Source organism: Streptococcus timonensis (assembly GCF_900095845.1).
GTDB classification, from domain to species: Bacteria; Bacillota; Bacilli; order Lactobacillales; family Streptococcaceae; genus Streptococcus; species Streptococcus timonensis.
This window is the reverse complement of sequence record NZ_FMIX01000004.1, coordinates 566,772-589,931: the sequence shown is the minus strand read 5'-3', so window position 1 is coordinate 589,931 and position 23,160 is coordinate 566,772. Positions and strand designations below refer to the sequence as shown.

The 23,160-nt window shown below is 36.3% G+C and carries 22 protein-coding genes; 4 read left to right on the top strand and 18 right to left on the bottom strand.

What is annotated here, in order from left to right; genetic code table 11:
- Positions 1 to 2: 2 nt before the first annotated feature.
- Positions 3 to 644: a peptidylprolyl isomerase gene (locus tag BQ2679_RS06405; protein WP_075567417.1), complete on the bottom strand. Its 642-nt coding sequence runs from the start codon at positions 642 to 644 to the stop codon at positions 3 to 5.
- 159 nt (positions 645 to 803) lie between these two features.
- Here BQ2679_RS06405 and BQ2679_RS06400 point away from each other — a divergent pair, with 159 nt between their 5' ends.
- Positions 804 to 1,001: a hypothetical protein gene (locus tag BQ2679_RS06400; RefSeq protein ID WP_075567416.1), complete on the top strand. Its 198-nt coding sequence runs from the start codon at positions 804 to 806 to the stop codon at positions 999 to 1,001.
- Between the two features lie 13 nt (positions 1,002 to 1,014).
- On the opposite strand, the gene BQ2679_RS06395 is transcribed toward BQ2679_RS06400, so the two are convergent.
- The 4 genes from BQ2679_RS06395 to BQ2679_RS06380 all read right to left on the bottom strand — a co-directional run bounded on the left by BQ2679_RS06395 (position 1,015) and on the right by BQ2679_RS06380 (position 8,360).
- Positions 1,015 to 1,311 (bottom strand): DUF5966 family protein, encoded by a 297-nt coding sequence (locus tag BQ2679_RS06395; RefSeq protein ID WP_075567415.1) that lies wholly within the window; start codon positions 1,309 to 1,311, stop codon positions 1,015 to 1,017.
- A 13-nt stretch (positions 1,312 to 1,324) separates the two neighbouring features.
- Positions 1,325 to 1,609: a DUF5962 family protein gene (locus tag BQ2679_RS06390; RefSeq protein WP_000969635.1), complete on the bottom strand. Its 285-nt coding sequence runs from the start codon at positions 1,607 to 1,609 to the stop codon at positions 1,325 to 1,327.
- 74 nt (positions 1,610 to 1,683) lie between these two features.
- Positions 1,684 to 7,902 carry a DEAD/DEAH box helicase family protein gene (locus tag BQ2679_RS06385; RefSeq protein WP_187364742.1) on the bottom strand — a complete coding sequence of 2,073 codons (6,219 nt, stop codon included), beginning with the start codon at positions 7,900 to 7,902 and terminating at the stop codon, positions 1,684 to 1,686.
- Between the two features lie 47 nt (positions 7,903 to 7,949).
- Positions 7,950 to 8,360 (bottom strand): thrombospondin type 3 repeat-containing protein, encoded by a 411-nt coding sequence (locus tag BQ2679_RS06380; protein WP_075567413.1) that lies wholly within the window; start codon positions 8,358 to 8,360, stop codon positions 7,950 to 7,952.
- A 141-nt stretch (positions 8,361 to 8,501) separates the two neighbouring features.
- On the opposite strand from BQ2679_RS06380, the gene BQ2679_RS10730 reads away from it, so the two are divergent.
- The 3 genes from BQ2679_RS10730 to BQ2679_RS06370 are packed head-to-tail and all read left to right on the top strand — an operon-like array spanning position 8,502 to position 9,595.
- Positions 8,502 to 8,765, top strand: coding sequence for a hypothetical protein (locus BQ2679_RS10730; RefSeq protein WP_142324050.1), 264 nt, complete (start codon positions 8,502 to 8,504; stop codon positions 8,763 to 8,765).
- A 55-nt stretch (positions 8,766 to 8,820) separates the two neighbouring features.
- Entirely contained in the window at positions 8,821 to 8,985 is a 165-nt protein-coding gene (locus BQ2679_RS10865) for a hypothetical protein (RefSeq protein WP_167350217.1), read from the top strand.
- Between the two features lies 1 nt (position 8,986).
- The gene (locus BQ2679_RS06370) at positions 8,987 to 9,595 is read left to right on the top strand and encodes a hypothetical protein (protein WP_007520216.1); all 609 of its coding nucleotides are present in this window, start codon (positions 8,987 to 8,989) and stop codon (positions 9,593 to 9,595) included.
- 34 nt (positions 9,596 to 9,629) lie between these two features.
- Here the strand turns inward: BQ2679_RS06370 and BQ2679_RS06365 are convergent, their stop codons facing one another.
- The 13 genes from BQ2679_RS06365 to BQ2679_RS11090 form a co-directional block, all read right to left on the bottom strand.
- Positions 9,630 to 12,443 (bottom strand): phage tail tip lysozyme, encoded by a 2,814-nt coding sequence (locus tag BQ2679_RS06365; protein WP_075567411.1) that lies wholly within the window; start codon positions 12,441 to 12,443, stop codon positions 9,630 to 9,632.
- 11 nt (positions 12,444 to 12,454) lie between these two features.
- Complete coding sequence (locus BQ2679_RS06360) at positions 12,455 to 14,812, bottom strand: VirB4-like conjugal transfer ATPase, CD1110 family (RefSeq protein ID WP_187364740.1); 2,358 nt, start codon at positions 14,810 to 14,812, stop codon at positions 12,455 to 12,457.
- Complete coding sequence (locus BQ2679_RS06355; RefSeq protein ID WP_001097588.1) at positions 14,760 to 15,122, bottom strand: PrgI family protein; 363 nt, start codon at positions 15,120 to 15,122, stop codon at positions 14,760 to 14,762. The genes BQ2679_RS06360 and BQ2679_RS06355 overlap by 53 nt, the downstream gene beginning before the upstream one ends.
- Positions 15,123 to 15,175: 53 nt before the next feature.
- Positions 15,176 to 16,030 carry a VirB6/TrbL-like conjugal transfer protein, CD1112 family gene (locus tag BQ2679_RS06350; RefSeq protein WP_001054257.1) on the bottom strand — a complete coding sequence of 285 codons (855 nt, stop codon included), beginning with the start codon at positions 16,028 to 16,030 and terminating at the stop codon, positions 15,176 to 15,178.
- Positions 16,031 to 16,046: 16 nt separating this feature from the next.
- The gene (locus BQ2679_RS06345; protein ID WP_000627865.1) at positions 16,047 to 16,289 is read right to left on the bottom strand and encodes a hypothetical protein; all 243 of its coding nucleotides are present in this window, start codon (positions 16,287 to 16,289) and stop codon (positions 16,047 to 16,049) included.
- A gap of 20 nt (positions 16,290 to 16,309) precedes the next feature.
- A complete protein-coding gene (locus BQ2679_RS06340) occupies positions 16,310 to 18,187 on the bottom strand; it encodes a VirD4-like conjugal transfer protein, CD1115 family (RefSeq protein ID WP_075568066.1) in 1,878 nt (625 codons plus the stop codon).
- The gene (locus tag BQ2679_RS06335; RefSeq protein WP_000093677.1) at positions 18,187 to 18,675 is read right to left on the bottom strand and encodes a hypothetical protein; all 489 of its coding nucleotides are present in this window, start codon (positions 18,673 to 18,675) and stop codon (positions 18,187 to 18,189) included. Before BQ2679_RS06335 ends, BQ2679_RS06340 begins: the two co-directional genes overlap by 1 nt.
- The gene (locus BQ2679_RS06330) at positions 18,665 to 18,964 is read right to left on the bottom strand and encodes a hypothetical protein (protein ID WP_075567410.1); all 300 of its coding nucleotides are present in this window, start codon (positions 18,962 to 18,964) and stop codon (positions 18,665 to 18,667) included. The genes BQ2679_RS06335 and BQ2679_RS06330 overlap by 11 nt, the downstream gene beginning before the upstream one ends.
- Positions 18,965 to 19,246: 282 nt before the next feature.
- Positions 19,247 to 20,083: a nucleotidyl transferase AbiEii/AbiGii toxin family protein gene (locus BQ2679_RS06325; protein ID WP_075567409.1), complete on the bottom strand. Its 837-nt coding sequence runs from the start codon at positions 20,081 to 20,083 to the stop codon at positions 19,247 to 19,249.
- A complete protein-coding gene (locus BQ2679_RS06320) occupies positions 20,083 to 20,673 on the bottom strand; it encodes a type IV toxin-antitoxin system AbiEi family antitoxin domain-containing protein (protein ID WP_075567408.1) in 591 nt (196 codons plus the stop codon). Before BQ2679_RS06320 ends, BQ2679_RS06325 begins: the two co-directional genes overlap by 1 nt.
- Positions 20,674 to 21,082: 409 nt before the next feature.
- Positions 21,083 to 22,291: a hypothetical protein gene (locus BQ2679_RS06310; protein ID WP_075567407.1), complete on the bottom strand. Its 1,209-nt coding sequence runs from the start codon at positions 22,289 to 22,291 to the stop codon at positions 21,083 to 21,085.
- 3 nt (positions 22,292 to 22,294) lie between these two features.
- Positions 22,295 to 22,882, bottom strand: coding sequence for an ABC transporter ATP-binding protein (locus tag BQ2679_RS06305; RefSeq protein ID WP_075567406.1), 588 nt, complete (start codon positions 22,880 to 22,882; stop codon positions 22,295 to 22,297).
- Positions 22,883 to 22,914: 32 nt separating this feature from the next.
- Positions 22,915 to 23,103 carry a hypothetical protein gene (locus BQ2679_RS11090; RefSeq protein ID WP_075568065.1) on the bottom strand — a complete coding sequence of 63 codons (189 nt, stop codon included), beginning with the start codon at positions 23,101 to 23,103 and terminating at the stop codon, positions 22,915 to 22,917.
- Between the last annotated feature and the right edge of the window lie 57 nt (positions 23,104 to 23,160).

The following is a 23,160-nucleotide window of genomic DNA, read 5'->3' as shown; positions in this document are numbered from 1 at the left end:
CATCATTTTGTTGTAGTATTTGGTAATGATGGAACAGATGAGGATTCTTCTAAAGTTTTGGGAGTTGCCTTATCTAAATCATCTAACCCAGATTTCCAAACCTGTACTTGGTTGACCAATAACTTACCAGGTAGTTTAGAATAGGACAATTTAACAGTTCTGGTTTCTGTTTGATTTGTCTTTGATTGGTTGGCATTCTTTAAATCAGATACATAGGTTACATTATAAGAGACCATGGCAATGGCTTGATTCGTAGTCTGATTGACAAAGATATCTGCTTTTTCAAAATGATAATCCAAAATATAGTCCTTATAAACTTGGTTCATGGCATCATTTTGACTTGACAATTCTTGAGAATAAGCTGATTCAGTCATATAAGGTTGAATACGTGTATTATTTTCTCCGAGCTTTTCTTTCGTATAGTACTGTGTCAAAAATTCTTTTACAGTATCTGATGACAAAATGCTGGCTTTATCTTCTGCTTGTTTGTCCTCTACAAGTTTAGCTGCAGCCAATTCGATTTCTTTGCGACTTTGTTTAGCAGTAGAATGTTGACCAGCAGTATATCCCATCATGAGAATAAAGCTAGTCGCAGCCACTGCTCCAAAACCAATTAAGGCTTTAGTTTTGACTTTATTTAACATCTTAGACCTTCTTTCTATAAAAACTAGGTCAAGAATAACAAAAAGAACTTGTAAGTTTTATCACATCACAACGAAAGGTAATTCCTACATTTCAGGCGCAAAATCGTACAGTTCAGAGAAAAATATCAAAATTAGCTGTCTTCAGTTTATAATATAAATATGAACAAATTAAAAGGAGAAAATTTGAGAAGAGCTCTTTCTCATATTGAACGACATAAACAAGCCATAAATACAAGTAATAATAGTGAGGATAACGATTTTCATAAATTATTACTCCAATTTAGTTATGAAGTATATGAAAGAATCAAGGCTAATAAAAAACCTTATCCGAATTTAGATTCAGATAAAGTTTTTTAACCATCTAACAAGTTTACATACTTTTCTTAGTTTTGGAGTTTATGAAACGCCAACTGAATCCTAGAACCAACATCAGATTGATGAAAAGGTACACAGCCGTAAAACTAGTTAAACCATGTTGTCTGATATCATCAAAGTATAAAGTCGGTTCAGTAAAGAACAGATAAATTCCATAGACCTCCACGAAAATAAGAAAACTGATAAAACCAATAAGGAAAAGTCCACTGGCAATAAGAAAGAGTCTCCATAAAAGAATGAGAATTCCTCCTACTGCTAAAAAAATTACTGGGATAAGGAGTAAATCATTCATGACTTTCTCCTTTCTAGTCAATCAATTGACGATAATGGGTGGCAAGAGAGGAATCAAACTCTTCTAATTTTTGAACTAAGTCCAAATACTCCTCTTTCTCATGTTCTTCAAAGTCCACACCTCGATGATTCTGAAGAGCGATTTCCAATTGACTAGTAAGTTCTCGTATAGAAAAGCTGTAATCGCCTGTCACTTCCTCATAATGTTCCTTTAACTCCTTGTAGGCTTGGTATTCTTCAGGTGTTTGAAATCCCTGTACCAAAGCCTCTTCTAATTGATAATAGGTATCTTCCATCATAATCGTTACCTCGTTTCTTTCTATCTTTATTCTACCGCGCTTTTCTTTTTTTGTCCGCTATTTGTATCTATTTCTTACTCCAATTCAAAAGAAAGTTGTTCTTGCTTTTCTTTTCCTTTTTCATGGAATTGTCTTAAGGCCTGATCAATAATATCTAAATCCGTTTCCGTTTCAATCAATGGCGCGAGTACATCGTATTCGGCCTTTTTTGTTTGATAATCCTCTTCCTTTGGAAAGTTTTTCTCAATTTCTACCTTAGCAGTATTCCATTTATCCTTTAATTCATCCAATAAGTTCTGAGTTTTCACTTGGTCCTCTTTAATGTGATCAATCGTATGTTGGAGTCTTTGAATTGTCCCCAAAGGAGAATACAAATCTAAACTGACAGAATATTGATTTTCTCCTACAATCTTAACAGAGAAGGTTTCAGGAAGAGGCTGATCCGTTGGAAGACTAAGCATTTTAATGTCAAATCCTCGATAGCTTGCTAGGGTACGGAATTCTTTGCTGTCAGCTTGATTATGACGGATAAAACGGTGTAAGGATTCCCCCGCTTCAGCTCGTTGCTCAAAAACTTGCTTGCCTACTGTCATAGAAAATGCCTGTTCTTTCGTCATTTCAGACTGTTGAATGTCGCCTTCATACTTGCTTAATCGTTTCTCAAGAATGGGCATATTTTCTTCACAGTAGGAGATTGTATGACGATAGTGATCCTTGCTGCGTTGAAAGGCGCGTCTTTGATTTTCTAATAGAGTTAGATCATTCTCTAGTTCCATCTTATATTTGAGATAAGGATTACCTGTTGCTAGTGCCTTAAAATCAGAAGCTGTCATAGTCTGTTCATCAATGTCTTCTGCAGCACGAATCGGCTCCTTAGAAGTCATAATCTGCTTAATATAACGGAGTTTGTTCTCCTGAGTTGCCCATAGATAATTATCAAATGAACCTTTGGTAATGTAGTGGTAAATATCCACTTCCTTGTTTTCATTTCCCTGTCGGATAATCCGTCCATTGCGTTGCTGAATATCACTTGGTCTCCAAGGGACATCCAGATGGTGAACTGCTTTCATCTTGCTCTGAACATTTAAACCTGTTCCTCCTTTTTCAGTTGAGGCAAGGAGAATCCGCACCTCTCCTGCATTGACCTTTCGAGACAAACTATTCTTTTTTTCATCACTATTGGCATCATGTACAAAGGCAATTTCCTTACTAGGGATTCCTCTATCAACTAATAAAGCCTTTATTTCAGAATAGACATCAAAGCCATTATCCTTTTTCTTAGGTGTTCCAATATCTGAAAAAATCATCTGAGTAGCCTTATTTTCCATTCCCTCACGATAAATTCTTTCAACATTATCCACTACCTGAAGCAGTTTATGATTGTCTGCTAGACTATAACTAGAGTCCAATAAACGCATATCAATAGCTAGTTTCCGTGCCTCACCTGTTATCTTTAACATGTTATCCTGACTCGGATCAACTGTTCCACATTTGACCATATCTGACCTCATAACTAATTCTTCTAAATAGAGTTTCTGGTTTTCAGTTAACTCACTCTCAATAGGGATAATATGGGCTTCTGGTACAGGTAAATCCAACATATCTTGTGTTTGAATGTCGGCTGTTTCTTTATAGATTTTCATCAACTCAGGTAGATTGACAAACTTTTTAAATCGTTTCTTAGGCTGGTACTTATCCCCTGTAGGAGTTAATTCCATAGAGTTTTGAATTTCTCCAAAAGCACCTACCCAAGAGTCAAAATAATCAACTTGATAGCGTTTTAAGATATCCGGTTGAATATAGTTCATCATAGTATACAGCTCACTAATTGAATTTGAAACAGGTGTTCCTGTCGCAAAGACAATATTTTTAAAATCATGTTCTTCCTGAATCTGTCGAATCTTCATTTCCATATCCACATTCTTCTTAGACGTTGTATTGGTGATCCCTGCTACATTTCCAAGTCCAGTAATTGGACGTATATTTTTAAAGTGATGTGCTTCATCCACAAAGAGAAAATCAATTCCTAAGTTCTCAAAATCAATAAAACTATCACGATTAAAGCGTTGGAGTTCTTCCAACTGTCTCTCAAGACCACTTATTGATTGCTCTGCTTCTTTAACGGTGTACTTATTTTCAGAATGTGTTTTAATCTCTCGTAGTTCATTGAGTTTATCCTCGATATAATTCATCTGTCTTTCCTTACTGACAGGGATTTTTTCAAATTGAGAATCCCCAATGACAATGGCATCGTAATCTCCTGTAATAATACGAGAAACAAATTGTTTTCTTCTCGCCTTCACAAAATCTTTCTTAGTGGTCACAAAGACTTTTTTAGTAGGGAAAAATTTCATGATTTCTTGACCAAATTGAGCAGACAAACTAGAGGGCACTACATACAAGGGCTTATGAACCATCCCCAACTCCTTTAATTTAAACCCAGCACCAAGCATGGTCAAGGTCTTTCCTGAACCTACTTCATGAGCTAACAAGGCTCTTTTTTCTTCTACGATTCTTTGAATGGCATTCTCTTGATGAGGACGAAGACTGATGTTTTGTGCCAAGCCATCAATGACTAGATGGCTACCATCATACTCTCGACTAACCGTCCGATTATAAAGACGATTGTAACTTTCTTCAATGACTTGTTGGACTTCTGGATACCGTGAGACAAATTCTTGAAAGAGCTCTTGTAAATGCTGCTCTTTTGCTCTTAGAACAGAGGTTTTTTCCAAATCTGTGATAGTCTTTTTCTTTTCTCCTTCCGTAACAGTCATAGTAATAGTCGGTTGGTTCGAATTAAGTAAATTCTCAAAAATCTTTCTTCCTGTATCATAACGTGACCCACTAACTCCAAGACTACTATCTTTGGCACTTGGATAGCGATAAGCAAATGATGTCCTTAAATGAACTTGGCCATCGACAGGATTCACTTCAATGACTTGTTCAACATCAGGCGAAGACAATTCAAATTCACGATTGGTAAAACATTCAAAGGCAAATTTACCATAAACAGATTGAGGTATCCAACGTGACCCTATTTTAAACTCAATATCTGCCAGATGAATCCTTGGAGGGCGAACAGATTCTAACAAATCTAAAGCATGGCTCCAATCATATTCTTGGTTGTTTTCCTCCACTAATAGTTGAACTACTTCTATCTTGTTGAGAATATCTCCTGATAAAAACTGGTTCTTAGAAAGATATTTTCTTTCTCCTCTTAAATAACTTTCTGGATCCATTAAAATCAGGTCTCCCAACTCATCTAAAATAGCAGCTTGGCTATGTTCGGGATAAATTGATACCATATAGTCTAAATCAACCCCTCTACCATCCGATAAACTAGAGTTTAAGGCATCTAAAGCCGTTGATACTCTTGTAATCACTCTCTCTGGCCTAACCAATGCTTTCTCAAAGGCTAAAGATTTTTTATATTTTACTTTCTGATCTTTAGAATCAATGTATTCATCTTCTAAACTTGCTAGTAAGGAATACTTATCGTCACTATCAAATAAGTTCCGATTGACTGAGGCATTCAAGTATCCAAATTGACTTACAAAGCGATCATAGTCACGATTGAGTTTACTAAGTAATACCTGAAAATCTGTCCGACTATAATCTGGATGACGTTGAATTTCAATTAAGGATTGATAGGTCTCTCTCAAATCAACCATGCCCTTAATGCGACTAATATCCTTATCCGATAAGGGACTTTCATAAAAGACAGTTTTTTTGAACAGTCCCTTATATTTCCCCCTTTTACTCGCTTCTTCTGACTTGTATACATCTAGTGCTTCCTCATCAGTCAAATGAAGTTGCACGAATCGGTCTATTTTATGTTCAGACAAAGAACTGTCCCAAGCTTTAAAATCTCCCTTTTCATCTACATAATAACTAATTTCGTCAACTTTTGAACTTTTCCGAATGCCATGCGTATCTCGGTAATAAATTTGATTTCCCTCATATCCAAAAGAATAGAGCGTTAAGTCCTCACGTATACGACTTGGGATAGAATTATCCACTTCTTCTTGGATAAAAACAGGTACTTTCAAAGAATTGTCAATTTGTTTAGGTGCTTCTACATTCTCTAATGCTTTCATTATGTCAGTAGCTAATGTTTCTGATACCCCCTTAACATTGAGGGTTCCTCCATTAAAATTACGTACCTCATATTGACCCAAAACTTGTGTATTGTATTTCCCATCAAAATAAGGATTGATCCAGACACGCTTATCCTCCTCAAAGGGAATAGAACCACTAAAAACTAGTTCCTCTTCATTAAGATTCTTTGCTTGATCCTTTTGAAAGAAGAGGAGGTCTGTGGTCACTCGAGTACCTGCAATCTTTTTAAAAGCCGTATCCGGCAAACGAACTCCCCCTAAAAAATGAGTGTTGGATTTAATCTCTTGTAAGACATTATCTGTCCGTTTATCCATTGTGCCAATAGAAGAGATAATCGAAACTTGTCCTCCATCTCTTACTAAATCAAGTGAGTGTTTGACAAAGTAATCATGAATCATATAAGGTTTATCATAGTTTTTATCTGCAATGCGAAAATTTCCAAAAGGAACATTCGTTAAGACTAAATCAAAACTATTATTTTGATAGGAAACTTCTTCAAATCCTCGCACTTCAATATGGGTATTGGGGTGGAGTTGTTTTGCGATTGCGCCTGTCACGCTGTCTAATTCAACTCCATAGAGTTCTGACCTCTCTCGTATACTTCTAGGCATAGCCGCAAAGAAGTTCCCAGTCCCCATAGAAGGATCTAAAATCCTTCCTCCTTCAAAACCATCATCCAGTAATTTTTGCCAAATCTGGCGAATAATCAGTGGGTCTGTATAATAGGCTGTAAGAGAACTTTGTTTCATGGTGGAGTATTCTGATTTACTTACTAAGCTCCTAAGAGTTAAACGTTCTGATTCGTACTTTGGATTGAGTTCATCGAAAAATTCATTGGCAAGACCACCCCATCCAACATACTTGGCTAGTAGTTCTTGTTCTTCTGGATTCGCTTGTCGTCCCTCTTTTTCTAATCTTTTAACAAGTTCAATTGCGGCGATATTCGTTTCAATCTTTTCTCGATTTGTCTTAGGATAAAAGTCCTCTAAGTCATCTGGAAAAACAAAATCTTGAACAGTAACATCCGTCTCTTCTATACCTGAAATTAAAGGTTTTGTTTCCTTCTCCTTTTCCTTTTCATTATCTTCTTCCAGGTAGGAAAACAAATCTATTTCCTGACTTTCACTTGATGGATCAATCTCAATCTCTGAATCTTCTTTTTCAAGTTCTACATGAGACAAGACTTGTTCAATCTCTTCCAAACTGTTCAAGTATAAGATAGGATTCTCTTCAAATAACTGGTTGGAATCACTGAATAGTTCTAGGCGAACCAAGTCATTTAACTGAGCATTTTCAATCGAAACCAACTGAAATACTTGTCCTTTATAACTTACTTGTGAACCAATTGGATATTCCCTCAAAGCTTCTTCTACTATTTTATCGACATTAGAAAAAGAGTTCGTTTCTTCCGTTTCCTGTTCAATATCACTTGAAGGAGATAAAGATTCCTCTACTTGATTAGACTTTTCTCTTATAGCTTTCACTTCATCAAAATGAGTAATAATCTTCAGTTTTTGTATCAGTGGGAGTTGTGTGTAGTTTTCTTCATGATGGACAAGATCCGTAACGGTATCTAAAGTAGCCATCAATTCTGAACCCAAATAGGCTAGAACATCTTCCTCTTTTTCTTCAAAATGAATCTCAAGAACCTCTTTTTTTAGTTCTTTGGAATCAACCATTAGAAGAAATTCCTCTATATCTCTACTAATACGGTCAGATAGATTATTCGCAACCCGATAGACATTGACTAAATTGACATCCTGATTCTGATGAAATACAAGCTCACTTAATGGTGTTAGCTTCTCTTTTTCAGATTGGATATAAAATCGAGTGGAAAGGTTATAGGTTGCGACTTCTAGCACCAAGTATTTCTCCCAACTACTTAATTGAGATAATTTATCTAGACCTGCTTGTCCAAAATTTCTTGTGTAACTTTCTAAATCTTGGTCATTATTTTCAGAACTAGCTTCTAGGAAAGAAATAATATCTTGATGAAACGAATACACATGAGGTATCTCTTCTATCTTGCCCTCTTCAGCCAAAAAACTCTCTACCAAGTCCTGCCATTTCTCATCAAAATGTTGCGCTTGATAACGAAGAAATAGGTTCATTTTCTCCCTATCTTTTGAAATTGTTCCACGAAACATAGCCAATAATTGCATTACTTCCATACTCGCTCCTTTCATCTATACGAAAATAGGAGAATCACATGATTCCCCTACAACTCTATCTCCATTTCAACCTCTTGAGGACTGGTTTCTAAATCACTAGACAAAAGAGAAACGGCATCTGTTCTCATGTAGTAAGTATATAAGTCTTCTAGGTCTTGTTGGTTTTCAATCCCTGTTTCAATACTAATCAGAGCCTGTATAAATTCCTTGTAGTGACTCTCCATCATATCTGAAATCTTTTGTTTCATTTCCATAAATACTGAAGATGGTTCAGTTAGACTTGTTTGGCCTATGTCTTGTAAATCTTTTTCTAAGGGATTGGTTCCTTCTTCTACTTCCACTAAATCTGAACGTCCATCACCATCAGAATCTGCGCTAAGAGGATTGGTTCCTAGCGCCAATTCTTGAGCATCAGTTAATCCATCTTGATCCGAATCACGTTGATAAATGGCTTCCATATACTTCCTTCTTTCCTAGTTAATCTTTTTTCACTCCAATCCTACCAAATATTCCTTGAAAGAAGTATCACAACAAAAAAGAGAACGAGCCAAAACTGCGTTCTCCTTAAAATGATAAAACATTATTATCAAAGTAAAAAGATGACTTACAGAACCTGTAAGCCACCTAGTCAGTCGGTTTATTCTGGTGTCTGCCACCGCTTGGCCCTTACGTCCAAGATTGCTATCGGATTTTGTTCTGGTGTCCGCCACCGCTTGGCCCTTATGTCCAAGATTACTATCAGATTGACCATGAGCCGACCACTCATCTACACCATTATTCTAACGAATATGAGCTACAAACGCAAGAGAAAAACTTATTTTGGATTTATACACTATAGAAAACATACACTATCTTTAGATTGAACTTTTGTTCAAAATAAGCTATAATGAATTTAAGTAGAAACAGGAGGTAGAACAAATGGCTACAATCAGTTTAACACGTGATATAAAACTAACAAACGAAGATGCTCTAAAAATTCTTAATCATGAACCATCTAAAAAGCTACAAGCAGTCTTGAAATCTATTGAATCACAAGACGCTACCGCTCCAACGAAAAATAAACTCATTTTAAAGTATCTGTAAGATGACAATTCAAGTAACACCACTTAAGCAATATCTTGAAAATATTCAAGTGCTGGCTCCTGATAAAACTGAGAAACAAGTTCAGGAGCTATTTAAAACTATCATTTTAGAAAATGTTAATTTCAAAGATAATGAAGAGATGTTGACTTATCTATCTGATAAAGCTCCCAATTTTGAAAAACAACATCGTTCTCGTAATTTTATCGTTGAAGAAACTGAAACAAATAACATCATAGGATTCTTTAGTTTATCTCTCAAAGTTGTTGATATTTCTGATTTAGAGGAATCCTTAAAAAAGAAACTCGTCCTAAAAGGGAAAAGTCCCAAAAATATTGATTATCTCCCTGTGTTACTTATCGGTCAATTCGGCAAAAACACAAAGCTAAATAAACTATCAGGACAAGAGTTATTTGAAATTGTAATTCAAAAAATTGAAGAATTTCGAGCAATTGTAGGAACTCAGATGGTATTTTTAGATAGTATCAATCATCCTAAAGTCATTCAATTTTATGAACAGTTCGGATTTGTTACTTACAGTCAATTGATTAAAGACGATCATCAAGTAAGTTATCAGCCTATGGCGTTAAATATGTCACTCTATAAAAAATAAGAATCATGTCACCTAAACTGATGACATGATTCTTTTATTTCACCGTATAAGCAAAACTGATGTCACTATCTGCTTGAGAGATTTTTCTAAAGGTATAGTTAGGATTGCCACCATAGTTTGTTTCAGAAACTAGGAAAGAACCATCATCATACACTTTCTCTACAAAAGCCACATGACCGTAGATGGCTGGTGTGCCATGTGTACCTCCCACAAAAGAAACAATGGCACCTGCTCTTGGTGTAGAGCCAGTTTCCCCACCAAGACTTGAAGCTGTCGCAACCCAGTCCTGACCATTTCCCATGGTATTAATGATTGAAATCTTTTCTCCATTTCTACCTTTTAATTTTAAGCCTAACTGGTTCATACGAGCCGCAACACCCCATGTACATTGTCCATAAGCATAAGCCATACCATCTCCACCACCAGGAACAGAATGATCATACAAGTCTCCACGAACACCTTCAAGGGATTGCGGGTCACTTTTTGCCTGACCTCCATTTGTTTGGCTAAAACCTTTTTCAATTTGGTAATACCATTCCGTTGCTCTGGTTTGTCTTTCCAGTAGTTTGTCACCAGAATTTCCCTCCCAATAGGTAAGGAAGAGTTGGGCGAGATTGGCTGCACTGCCCGTATTTTTAAAGAAATCCTTTAACCAACTTTGATAGTAAGGACTATCCCCATGAAGCATAAAATCAAGTTGGAGGTCTAAATCATACCACTTCTTATTTTTGCTATGTGCATAATTCAATAAAGCTGTATGACGTGTTGAACCATCTGCAGTATCCGTCCATTGCCCTAAACCTAAACCTCTATGAAGAATATTAGGATAAGCACCACTATAAATGGCTGGTCCTCCTATCGCTAACCAGGTTTCATTATCCCATGAGGAATCGGTAGCGCCAACTGGAGGAGATAAATAATCTCCCTCAGCTCGTTTAGGATTGATAGAAGACTCTACCGACCAATTTCCTAAAATAGCCGCAATGGCTTGGGGACTTGCCCCTTGAGATTTCAAAAACTCATAAATATGTTTTGCTCGTTCAAACTCATCCCCACCAAACTGACCAATGGCTGGTAAGATAGTGGTCTGAAGTTGAATGACTTTTGGAAAATAAAATTGCGGATTGACATACACCAATTTTTCTTTCTTGTTCTTATACTTTTGATAGGAAACTTTCAAACCTGTATCGTCTGGTGTTTCACCAATAATATCACCTGTTAGGACTCTTGTTCCCTCAATCGCACGGCCATTATGAATAGAATACAAGGTCAATCGACTCTCATTCTCTCCTTTTCCGTTAGTGAGAATAACATTGTCTCCATCTAGAGATACAACTCCATCCATTGGTGCGACAATTGTTTGGTGAGCCTTTGCTTCTAGTAGAATGTACTCCTGAAGGGTAGGTTTTCCGTCTAGATCATAATATCCGTAACGATAAGTCATGGTCAAACTATCTTCGTTACTTTTCCCTTCAAATGGATTGTCCAATTCCTGCATGGAAGCATAGATACCTTCTTCTTTTAGTTCCTTCATTTCCTCTTGATCGTCTTTCGATAGTTTATACTTAGGAGTTTCATAGAGGTCTTGCATGGATTTCAAATCTTCCCCATCGTTTAAATCATGCCACAAAGTAGATAGATAATCCTTGTAAGTTTCTGAACTAAATAAGTGAACTGGTTTGTGTAACTCATAGTCATGGAATTTAAAGTTCATATACCCCATCACATCATCAACTTTTGTGTAATAGGTAATTCCTTTGTCATTTGTACGAGTATGTTCTGCGTCTTCCCAAGTTAGGTGGGTATAAGCTTTTGTTAATTCAAATTCATCTTGTTGAATCAAACTAGCAGATGAAAATCCTAAAAAGAAGCTCATCATAAGTAAGAGAAGAAAGACTAATCCTCCAACTATCCATGTTGCAGGATTTCCAGCCGTAAATGTAAAGAAGGAAAAGGCTGCTTTTAGTTTTTGATAGATATTTCGGACACTCGTAAGACTTTGTTTCTTTAATTTTCGAAACCGATTTTTAAGGGAACTTGGGTTATCTTTCGATAGTTTCCATCCTTTTCCATCCTTAAAATGATGGTATCGCTCTTTTGTGTTGGTCAGTCTTTTCTTGGTAAAACGACCTGTTGCTTGTCCTGTTTTGACACTAGCTTTTCCAAGGTTATAAGAAAGGCGACTGTAGCGTTTTCCTTTTCTAATTGTCTCTTGAAGTGTGCGATAGCCTTCTAAATCTTCATTATCTGAAGCTAACTCTCCACCTTCACGTCCAAGGACATAAAGAAAAGTTTTGGCTTTCCTACTGACTTTTTTGGACTTATAGGCTTGTTTAGTAGATTTTAGATTCTCTTTTGCGGCCTTGACTTCTTTCTTAGCTTTTAATTCTTCTAAACTCTTCCCTTGAAAGAAAAAATTAGATTTATGTTTCGATTCCTGACCGTAGAAAAATTTTTGATTGGTTTTTCTTTCTTTACGACTCTCTTTTCTTTCTTCTTTTGCTTCTACCTTGGCTTCCTTAAATTGCTTCTTGGCTATTTTCAATCGTTTCCTAGCATGAGGCAATCGTCTGTCTCTTAGTTCTTTGCGATTTAAAAGAGATGGAGGACTATTTTGAAGAATATGATTGTAGTCTTCATTTGCTTGTTTTACTCTAGCCTTTGAAGCTTCTCTCATCTCCTCTAACTTTTCCTTTATCTCTTTTTTCCATCTTTTTTCATCCAGTACAGCGGAATCTTTTTTCTGTTTCTTCACCTCCTTCTTTCCTTTTTTCAAGAATTTCTTCTCATCTTTTAGACTTCTTCTAAATGCCTTTCGGGCACGTATGATTTCTCTTTTATCCTTCATTTACCTTCCCCTTAATTAGAAGCCATTTTATCAGGATCTGTACTCATGATATCAAACAATTGAGTACCTTTAGGAATCTTATTTTTAAAGGGAACTACAACGGAACCAGCTTTTATCAGTCCTGCACCTTTTTCTGGATTGACTAGGTATTTTTCAAGTTCTTTTGACAATCCTAAGAGTTGAACCAATTCTTCTCGGTCATTTTTTGCTTGCTTGAGGAGAATCATAAATTCACTATTTGCAATAATCCGTCTACCATTTGGATCTAACAATAAGGTTTCGACATTTTGGGTTATCCCAGTCGGACTGGCTCCATATTTTCTGACACGACTCCACAATTTAAAGAAGAAATCACTGGCATATTTATCTAATAAGAGAAGCTGCATTTCATCAAAATAAATCCAGGTCTTCTTCCCTAATTTTTGGTTCCGAACAACACGATTCCATATCTGATCAAACACTACCATAAGAGCGATTTGTTTCAGCTCATCTCCTAACTTTTTAACGTTATAGATTAAGAAGTTAGATCCTGTCTGAATATTGGTCTTATGAGAAAAAATATCAAGAGAACCTTCGACATACAGTTCCATATCAAGTGCCAGATTCTGCGCTTCTTCTTCTGGTTGTTGGCTCAAGACAAAGACCCATTCTTCCAAAGAAGGCTCTTTAAATGACTGATAGGTGAGTCTGGTAACTCGGTCGATAATCGATTTTTCTCTCCCATCCATTTTTCTATCCAATAACTTACCGATAAAGGATAAAAGAAATTCTGATTTTACCTTTACAGGATCCTCATCCATATTTTCCTCAGACAAGTCAAGGACATTGAGATAAGTTTGAGAATCGGGCGCAATATCAATCATTTCTCCACCAAAAGCCCGTCCAATGACACTGTACTCCGCTTCTGGATCCACAATGATAATTTCTGTATTTTCACCAGATTCCTTGATTTTGGTCGTGATAATTTCATGCTTGGTTGCCATCCCTTTTCCAGCTCCAGATGTCCCTAAAATCAAACCAGACGGTGTATTTAATAGGCTACGATCAATGGTAATAATATTGCTTGAGATTTGATTGATACCATAATATTTCCCACTACGATCTTGTAAATCTACTGAAGTCCAAGGTGAGTTCACTGCTACATTAGATGTTAATAAACTCCGTGATACTCCCTCTAAAAAATCACAACCAAATGGCAGCAAACTATTAAAAGCTGCTTCTTGCATATATGGAAGTTTATCAATCATTAGGTCATTTGAGCCGGCCACTTGTTGAATCGTGTCTAGGGCTTGTTTGAGTTCTTCTTCATCCTGACCAAAAACACCAATCAAGAAGACCGTTTGAAATAGTTTATCTCCTGTCTCGGTCATGGTTTTTAAGAGTTCCTCAGCTTCATCGATATTGCTTTCTAATACATGACCTACTTTTTCCAAATAGATACCTGTACGAGCTAGTTTTTGTTGTTCCCCAATCTTTTGAGATTCCATCAAGGTCTTCTTTGTTCGTAGTTTCTTCATAGCATCTGCCTTAGTCGAACTTTGAGCATGAAGGCTTACAATCAATTCCAAATCTCCTTGCATGAGGTCTCGAATAAACTGATCCCCTAATTCCATGCCGTAGTCTCTCACATAGACAATCTGCAATAAGCGGTCATTGATTTGTAGGTAATTCTTGTTTTTAAAATCCAAGAGATTAGGTGCTATGAAGTGACGAGTTGTCTGACCCGATCTCGTTAAATCACGGTAAGAAAAAGGAAGATGGTGTTCTCCTCTAAGCATATCCGCCAACAAGTTGACACGTTCTTCACCAGCCAAGGATTCAAAACGTGCATCAATTTCTGAGAAACCACTCTTGAAATATTCTCCAATTTGGGACAAGGAACGATAGGCTTGTTTGGGATTAGCATCCTTTCTACCAAAGCTAATCAGTTTCAAAGCTGAAAAATTATTTTCACCACTGTCTAAATTCTGATTCATCATCCGATTCAATTCTTTACGATAGCTATCATATCCATCTTCTTTTTCCTCATACAAAACACTTTGTCTGAATTTTTCTAAATTCAATCTTTTATTAAAGATAGTCAATTGGAAGTTGGTTTGGTCATCTAGGGAGTTAATCAAATCAGAATACTTCTCAATGATTGCCCCCTTGTCTTCTAAACCAACGGTCTGGTAATTGACATCACCAAGTAAATAGCTTTGTGAGAAATAATCTTCTTTTACCTGCATCAGACCATTTTGATACAGGGCTTGATAGGAAATGGTATTCGCCGTAGAGGGTAACACTTCCTCTTTTTTCCCTTTAACTTCTTCCTTTTTATAAGTCATTGAAGCTTTTTGTTTCTTTAATGTATTTGATTTTCTTTTCATGTTCATGTCCTTTCTTTCCTGTAATTGTGCGTAGGGGAACCGTTAATTCAAAATGAAGACGGTATTTCAAATAATGTTCAAAATATAAATCATTGGGTTTATAGACTCCAAAAAGCATGAGGGGGATGGTAAAGGCAAACACAAAACCGTAAACAAACCAATCTCCAAATTGCCAGAAAAAGAGATTCAAGCCCAAAACAATAATTGTGACAATAAAGGCTGGTAAAACAAAGATGATTTGCCTTGTAGTGAAACCTAACCAAGCCCTATGTTGGTATTTTGAGATGTCTTTAAAGACACGTGTATTCATGACTTTCCTTTCTAAAAAGGCTAAGAAGCAATTACTTCCTAGCCTTTATCTAATTACATACCTAAGATTGAGCGAGCCGTACGTTGAGAACCAACGAGGGCAATAATCAGTAAGATAGCTTGTACCAAACTACCAAACATAATCGCAAGTGATTGCAAGACTCCTGCACCATTTGAAACAGCTATTTTCCCAGCAGATTCAAACAAAGGAACAAGAGAAACAATCAGAAAAATAAGAACCCCTTGTACCGCATAGACCATAATATTTTTTAAATAGCCAATACCAATAGACTTCCATTCATCACTTAAAAATGTTGGAATCGTAAGAGGGGCAAATGGAATCATAAGGTAGAGTTGAATAAATCGAATAGATACCAAAAGATTAACCATGGCAGCACTTACTATCCGAACAAGCCAAATGAGGAGGGCGAAAAAGCCCACAATCATCCGGCCAATAAATCCTGACCCTTTTAATCCAGAGATGGTATCATACTTTGCCCCACCGTGAGCCACAATCGAGGCCACTTGCTCAATGGCGTGACTCGCAATCCCGATGATGGCTTCTACAATCACGGTAGTGTTGGTAATTACAACTGCGACCATAATATAACTAATCAACATCGGTGCTAATGCTTCAAAGGTCATCGCTCCTCCTGAGTTAGCAATTTTCTTTGCCATCTTCGAAAATTCTAAGATGAGAACAACTGATAAAATCGCAACTCCAAGAGGCTGCATGACGCTTTTAGTAATACTAGACATATAAGTCCAAACTGTTGGATTGTAGCTAGATAGAGATTTAATCAGATCTACCGTAGATTGTAAATCCACATTAAATCCTTCAAATAAATTTTCAGCTGATATTTTTTCAGATGCAAGGTAAACAAAGGGTGAGACTAAACTAAGATTCATGTCATTGTTTATCCTCCTAAATTGAAATTTGAGTTACAAAGGCTCCAGCAGCCCCGACCATAACACCACCGACAATTTCAAGAATGGCATTCCGAACACCTGGTCCACCATCTTTAATATTGGTTGCAAGGTTGACAATCCCTACAACAACGAGAAAGGCACCAACCGCAATCAATCCCTTCTGTAACAAAGACATAGCTTGTGCAAACATAGCACTTGCGTCTACTCCATAAACAAAACCTTTAAAATGCGTAATCATCTATTTCCTCTTTTCTATTTTTATTTTAAACTAGATTCAAAAGTTAAATCACGAATTCTAAGGCCTTCAAGATGATTTTCCTGACTTTGATTCAAAGGTTTGATCTGATAGTTCCACCACCGTTCATCGGTTTCTTGATTGGCTAGGTACTTCCAGTTTGGATGCTTAGTTGAATTGTACTTTTTGCTTTTAAAGACAGGCATATTGGCAATTCGAACCAAGCATTCATACCGTTTCATATTTCCGACTTCATCAGGTGTCATTAAATCACGAGCAATCTTTTGATGAGAAAGGGATCCTGAACCTGTTTGACCAAAGGAACGACTAGTATTTCGAACATCAATGGTTTGTTTACCGAGTAAGCCACTCATAAATTTAAAGGTATCTTCGTCATTACCACCTAAGTAGACTAAGCTATCACAGTTCCCAAGAATAGTTTTCCAAGCTTCTTTTTCTTTATAGAGTCCTTGAAGTTGAGCAATATTTTGTAGAATTGGAACGAGACTCATATTCCGAGAACGGACTGTTGAGGTTTGTTCAGCAAAATCTGGAATTTCTCCGATATTTGCGAACTCATCTAAATAGACTCTCACATGAAGAGGCAATTGACCCTTAAAATCAATATCTGCTTGTCTTGTTAGGGTTTGAAATACGGTTGAAAAAAAGAGGGCTGAAAGAAAGCGAAAGGTACTATCGTTATCTGGGATAACTAAGTAAACCATTGATTTTTCCTTGCCCCATGTCTTCATATCAAGGGTATCTCTTTTGGTCAAATCCATGACACTTTGAATATTGAAGAGAGCAAATTTAGCAGTGGTTACAGCTATAACAGAATCCAGAGTCTTATCCTTATAATTTTGAAAATCTTCCCAATTTCGCATGGTAAAATTTTCAGTTCCATACTTTTTAGCATAATTTTCAAATAGAATTTCTAAGACACTTTTTTCTTGATTTTCACCCTTGGATAAGTGTTTAATAAGTTTTGAGATTTCAGAAAAACTTGGATAACGCCCTCGTTTTTTTCGCTCTTCCACCTCTTTTTTTTGACGTTTCAACAAGTTTTGGTATTCTTTTTGACTTAAACGACTTTCTTCTATGAGCTGTTCTCTTGTTTTGGGTGGATTATAGAAATCGACCAAGTAAGAGGCTAAAGCTCGTACCAAAGTCATAGAAGCTTCATCCCAAAATGGATCACTACGGGAGCCAGAGCCTTTGGTGTTATTGAAATAAACCGTCAGCATGCGATTCAAATCATTTTCTGTCTCTATATAGCGAAAAGGATTGAAGCCATCTGAGTTCTTCATATTGACTAAATCTAGCACCTTTACTTGGTAGCCATGTTCTAAAAAGAGTTTGCCTGTCTTTTCGGCCAAGTGATCTTTAGGATCCACGACAATATTAGAACTATTCATCTGAATCAGATTGGGTTTCACAAAGCGAAATGTCTTCCCACTTCCTGAACCTCCAATCACCGCAATATTCTTATTCCTATCATATTGGGCTGGTTTTTTATCTAATAATGTCAGACGAACATCTTGTGCTAAGATCGTATCATGAGAAAATTCCTTACCGTAAAAGTGCTTCTTTTCTTTTAGAGTTCCAAAACGGGCGCTCCCGTATTCTACCCCTTCTCGGTATTGTTTTTTTCCAGTCTCTAAATAGAGATAAACCAGCAGCATCATCACAAAACCTAGTAGAAAAAAAGCACTTGATTTTCCAGTAAAAGAAACATTCCATGGCGACTGAAGAACTTCATCTTGACCTTCCATCAGGAGATGAGTCCATTTATCTAATGTATTTCCAGAATAGGAATCATACAAAAGCGTCAAACGATGAAAAAGATAGCCTAGTAAGATACCTAACAGTGAGAATAGTAGGAATTTCTTTCCACTGTACATCATCTCACCATCTCTTTCTGTTTGACGGCACCTTCTTGTCTAAAGGTAATTTGGGATTTAGCCTCATCAATTGCATCGTCTAATGACTTATCCATGGTAAAATCAGCTAATTTCTCCGGATCATTAACCATTTTTTCTAACAGATGGTCTAAATGATTGTCTAGAATCGAACGGTCTTTCGTGTAGAAATGTAGAGAATCCCCTTGCCAAGCGATGGCTAAAGGAATCTCTTCTTTTTCTAAAAAAGCTTTAAATTTCTCTATATCAATTGGTTTGTCTAAAAAATCTTTTTTCAGATTAATCGTATCAATCGAATAAGGAGATTGTAGCAATTCTTCTAATTTCTGCACCCCTATCTTATAGGCGGAATCCTGTGCTAAAGCCTGACGTCTAGACCATTCTAGAATCTTTAAAAGACTTTTGACAGTGAATAAAAGACTACGCTCAGCATATTGAACTGCCATTCGTTCCTGTTGTTCAGAGGACATCTGATGCCTCCTTCTTCACAAATAGCAGCTTTCCTTCTTTATAACGATAAGCTATCAATTTCTGACGTTGCTTAATCGACTTGACAACCTTCAGTAGATCTCTCGAATAAGGTTCTCGAAGAGTAACTTCTACTGCTTTCCCATTAAAGATACCAACACGTTTAAATTCAATGTAGTCTTTTTTGAGATGTCCTAAGCCCATACCAAAAGGAAAGTGATTAATCAATTGGATGGTACAACCACCTTTATTTCCCATTTGTTTCAAATCATACAAGTTTACTACCTTCATGATTAACTCCTTTATCTAGTTTGTCGCATCGTTTAAGTCTGGTAACGATAAACTCCGTGTCTGTTAGAAAATTCTCACACACGTCTTGTGCCAGTTGCCCTTCACAGGGAAAAACTCTCAGTCCCTACTTACACAGGCACGCTAATCAAGACGGAGTGGATTCAATTTTCAAAGAACAGGTAGCTTTATTATAGATAAGAGTAGTTGAAATTTTTATCACATTTTTGAGATTGTTGGAATAAAAAAAGCAACTCACTGCTTTACGAATGAGTTACTTTTGCACTAAAATATTTGTTGCATAATTTCCCTAATAGCCTGAACAGAGTTATCAAATGAGATATCTTTAGCATACTTAAATTGGCGTTGATAACGAATCCATAGCTCTTTCTGATAATCAGAAATTTCAATTCCTCTCACTTGTTCTTCCCAATTATAAATAGTATCTTTACTTTTACGTTTTTCTGCCGTATTCTCAAGTGCATTTTTTAATACTTCAAGATTAATCTCTTCTTTTCTAAGTTTATACAAGGTGAAAAGATCATATCGATCACGTGGGCGTGTCGAAGCTAATCCCCTACTAATGATCGTTTCTAACTTTTCAGCAAGTACAGTCTCTATATTATATGTCCATATCTTGATGCTTTCATTAGTAAAGATAGAAGTCATTGAATAAGTAATTTCTCTTGGTGTGATCTTATCACCAGTAGTAATATCAATAAAAACAACCTCCTTTAATGTATCAAAAGTTGCATTTAATTTTAATGAAAATCCTCCATATTCATCATCTTGGCGAATAGGTTCTAGCTTATCTACTGAAAATGAAAATCCATCAGTTTTAGAACAAAGAATCTCTTCAAAGATATGAATCAAATTTTCTCTGCTCATTTCGGTTCCCTTCAGAGTGACATCTAAATCCATTGTGGTTCGCTTATCTAGTCCAATCATTTGACCTATTAGATACCCTCCTTTTACAATGAACGAATCTCTATAAGAACTAGTAGAAATCAGCTTTAACACTTGCTCAATTAAATAATGTTGTTGTACTTGTTGAGCTGGAATTCCCTTATCTTTTGAAATGTTTTTGATTTTTGCTTTAAAGCCATTCGCATTTGAAAACATTAAGATAGTACCTCCGTATAAGATTGTAACTTATCAGTTACTTTAAATAGCTGGGCATAATAAAATAATTTGTGTAAATGAATTTTATTTTGTTGAAAATATTTTTTAAACGCTGGTGCAATAATTTGAAGATCCACCTGATGAACTGGTCTTAGGCATTCAACCAAAACTCGTTCAACTTCATAAACTTTAATAAATTGACCAGGAAGGCGCTCTATTTCAATAATTCCTTCACTATAGTGAGAGCGTAAAATAATAGGACATATATCTGCTTCCTTAATGTTTTTGGTATTCGTACCATAAGGAAAACTCATCGTCATGTTAGAAGGGATAGTCAAAGATAAACCATGTAACCAAAGTGCTGTCTCCAAAGAAAAGATTCCCTTTGGAAATCGATACTGAAGGACAAACCACTCATCTAAATAAATATCAGGTAAGCGATATAACCCTTTTTCTTCAGCATCGATTTTTCCTTCTGCAACCATTTTTAATAAGGTTTTGTAGTGTAAATTTTCATCTATTACTTGTTTAAAAGTTAAAAAACCATACTGATTGAAAGAGTTCATCAGTTTCTCTCTTTTATCAACCATATTATTCTCCTTTTTAGAAATAAAATGCTAACATCTACTATAAATGTTAGCATTTTATTTCTTTAAAATCAATTCATTTAGTTTTTTTATTTCAAAATTAATCCATACGTAAGACAGACCAGCTATTATAAAGAAGAAGTAATCCGATATTCTCTAGATAATCCTAATAGATGAGGAATGGAGGAGTTTGGGACTGATAGAATAATTCCAGGACAGTTCTCCATATCTGTCTGATAAATATATTTATACTGAGAAACATTTTTCTCAATAGTATTGGCCAAGCAATCCATCTTAACATTGAGAATATCAATCTGTCCATCAAAAGTCTTTAGCTATTCCAAAGTATAAGTCATTTGAATTTTCTCCTAAAAAAGAGAGAATCAAGTTGATTCCCTCTCTATGTTAGTTTTTACTTATTTTCCCTATAGGAAAGCGAGGATCTATTAAAAATTTCTTTTTTCTGTGAACTTCCCCACCTTTCGATAAATAAGATCCCCACTAACAAAAGGATAACCAGGCAAGGAAGTATAACCATCCCCATACTCCAATTTAGATTGACATTATCAATTTGCTTAGGTAATCTTCCAGACAAAATCTCCACTGAACGCAAGTAAGTAAAGGGAATCAGATGCGCAATCCTCTGAAGAGGCTGAATGGTTTGGATACCAAACAATAAGCCAACTATCCCAATTAAGGAAATAAAGAGGACAGGCATTTTTTGCTTGAAAAAGTAAGCAATCAAGTAAACGACTTCCACAATAACGATAAAAGCCAAGAAAGTTAAGAGCAAGCTAGGAAATAACACATCTTGTATCTTTCCAATAGTTACCTCTTGATTCACTAAGCTATAAATCGGGTAGGGATAATCTAACTGTCCAAAGCCACTTATCAGACTTCCCACTAGAAAAGAAAATCCGCTGATTCCGATAAACAGCACAGTTACATAGCCCACTCCAACTCCAAGAGAGGACATTGCAAATGTCACTTTTGAAAAAGGATATAACTGAGCTGTGTCCAGATGATTTTGATATCTTTCTGCAAATAGTTGCGTTAGCATAAAAATAATAGCAATCACAAACAAGCTTGGGATGATAACCTCTAAAATCCAGACAATCTGATCAATCCCGTGGGTCGGATAATCTAAATTGTGCGCTTTTATGTTCAAGGGATATAAGGCTTGGTAAATCTTTCGCTCGCGGTCAACCCCCATTTTTAGTTCAGAGCTAGAAGTCGGGGTATTTGATATCCTTTCATAATTCTTCTCTTCATCTTGCCACTGCAAATAGTAGGCTTCTTTCCATCGCCCTTCTTTTAATAAAGTCAGAATTTCTGTCTTTTGAGTTAAATGATTTTTTTGCACGTCTAAATTATTTTTAGCAATTTGGTATTCCTCCGAGCTGGTGTCAGATATTTGGGAGAGTTTCTCTTCATATTCATTGATGACTCTCTCAATTGCTACAAGACGAGTTTCCAACTCTCCCTCCAAGCTAACTGAGTTTGCAGTCCGACTATTGAAATAAAAGGTAACACCGAGTACAGATACAAATAAAGCTAAGATAATCCAGTTTAAGCGACTTTTGAAAACTTTTTTCAATAAAAATAGACTAACATCTTTCATAAACTAAACCTCTTCTACCTGTCCCTGACGAATGGTTACGATGCTATCGCAAATCCCCACTAACTCCTCTTTGTAGTGGGAACTTAAAAGAACCAGCTGCTCTTGTCTATCGATTTCTGCTAGCCTATCAAAAAATTTCTGTCGATAATACTCATCTAAGCCATTTGTAATCTCATCCATGAGCCAACATTTCGCTTGACTGAGAAAATACATGGCAATCACCAAGCGTTGCTTCATACCTAAGGAATACTTGCGAATGGGAAGGCTGATATAATCAGACATTTCCCAGTAGGCGATTTCCTCCCTCAAGTTCAGGTCTGACTTCCAGATGTTTTTTATAAGACGAAGGTAGTCCATCCCACTTAGGTTACCATCCAGCCATTCAACACTTTCATAATAAAATAAAGAAGGAGGGACTGCGATATTTCCACTACTTATGGGAATTAAGTTGCTAATGGCGCGGAATAGTGTCGTCTTTCCAGAGCCATTGATAGCAAGAAGGCCATAAATCCTACCCTTTTTAAAGGTGAAATCCGCATCTTGCAAGATGACTTGTCGCGTTTTTAAGGTAACATGAGTAAGCCTTAACATATCCATCTCTCCTTCTTCTAAACGTTTAACTATTAATATCCGCCAGTATAGTAGTTTATGACCTCAAAACGTTCATAATTCCAGCCTCCGCCAACTCTATACTCAGAATAGCTTTCATAACGAGACCCTGACGGAATCCAAATATATTGATGGTCGTGATAGTTGGTAGTATACTCCCAAACAGTATTCCAATCATACCGATAACTCTTAGTGACTGTCACAGCAGATACAGTGGATTGAAAAAGACCAATAGATAACAAACTAGCTAATAAAACGAC

Excerpts from the sequence above, each read along its gene's own strand:
- BQ2679_RS06405 (WP_075567417.1), bottom strand. The coding sequence starts at position 644 with ATGTTAAATAAAGTCAAAACTAAAGCCTTAATTGGTTTTGGAGCAGTG.
- BQ2679_RS06325 (WP_075567409.1), bottom strand. The coding sequence starts at position 20,083 with ATGTTTTCAAATGCGAATGGCTTTAAAGCAAAAATCAAAAACATTTCA.
- BQ2679_RS06305 (WP_075567406.1), bottom strand. The coding sequence starts at position 22,882 with ATGTTAAGGCTTACTCATGTTACCTTAAAAACGCGACAAGTCATCTTG.
- BQ2679_RS06385 (WP_187364742.1), bottom strand. The coding sequence starts at position 7,902 with ATGGAAGTAATGCAATTATTGGCTATGTTTCGTGGAACAATTTCAAAA.
- BQ2679_RS06370 (WP_007520216.1), top strand. The coding sequence starts at position 8,987 with ATGACAATTCAAGTAACACCACTTAAGCAATATCTTGAAAATATTCAA.
- BQ2679_RS10865 (WP_167350217.1), top strand. The coding sequence starts at position 8,821 with ATGGCTACAATCAGTTTAACACGTGATATAAAACTAACAAACGAAGAT.
- BQ2679_RS06400 (WP_075567416.1), top strand. The coding sequence starts at position 804 with ATGAACAAATTAAAAGGAGAAAATTTGAGAAGAGCTCTTTCTCATATT.
- BQ2679_RS06380 (WP_075567413.1), bottom strand. The coding sequence starts at position 8,360 with ATGGAAGCCATTTATCAACGTGATTCGGATCAAGATGGATTAACTGAT.
- BQ2679_RS06330 (WP_075567410.1), bottom strand. The coding sequence starts at position 18,964 with ATGAAGGTAGTAAACTTGTATGATTTGAAACAAATGGGAAATAAAGGT.
- BQ2679_RS06320 (WP_075567408.1), bottom strand. The coding sequence starts at position 20,673 with ATGGTTGATAAAAGAGAGAAACTGATGAACTCTTTCAATCAGTATGGT.
- BQ2679_RS06395 (WP_075567415.1), bottom strand. The coding sequence starts at position 1,311 with ATGAATGATTTACTCCTTATCCCAGTAATTTTTTTAGCAGTAGGAGGA.
- BQ2679_RS06345 (WP_000627865.1), bottom strand. The coding sequence starts at position 16,289 with ATGATTACGCATTTTAAAGGTTTTGTTTATGGAGTAGACGCAAGTGCT.
- BQ2679_RS06360 (WP_187364740.1), bottom strand. The coding sequence starts at position 14,812 with ATGAAAAGAAAATCAAATACATTAAAGAAACAAAAAGCTTCAATGACT.
- BQ2679_RS06350 (WP_001054257.1), bottom strand. The coding sequence starts at position 16,030 with ATGAATCTTAGTTTAGTCTCACCCTTTGTTTACCTTGCATCTGAAAAA.
- BQ2679_RS06335 (WP_000093677.1), bottom strand. The coding sequence starts at position 18,675 with ATGTCCTCTGAACAACAGGAACGAATGGCAGTTCAATATGCTGAGCGT.
- BQ2679_RS06355 (WP_001097588.1), bottom strand. The coding sequence starts at position 15,122 with ATGAATACACGTGTCTTTAAAGACATCTCAAAATACCAACATAGGGCT.
- BQ2679_RS10730 (WP_142324050.1), top strand. The coding sequence starts at position 8,502 with ATGACTTACAGAACCTGTAAGCCACCTAGTCAGTCGGTTTATTCTGGT.
- BQ2679_RS06340 (WP_075568066.1), bottom strand. The coding sequence starts at position 18,187 with ATGTACAGTGGAAAGAAATTCCTACTATTCTCACTGTTAGGTATCTTA.
- BQ2679_RS06365 (WP_075567411.1), bottom strand. The coding sequence starts at position 12,443 with ATGAAGGATAAAAGAGAAATCATACGTGCCCGAAAGGCATTTAGAAGA.
- BQ2679_RS06390 (WP_000969635.1), bottom strand. The coding sequence starts at position 1,609 with ATGATGGAAGATACCTATTATCAATTAGAAGAGGCTTTGGTACAGGGA.
- BQ2679_RS06310 (WP_075567407.1), bottom strand. The coding sequence starts at position 22,291 with ATGAAAGATGTTAGTCTATTTTTATTGAAAAAAGTTTTCAAAAGTCGC.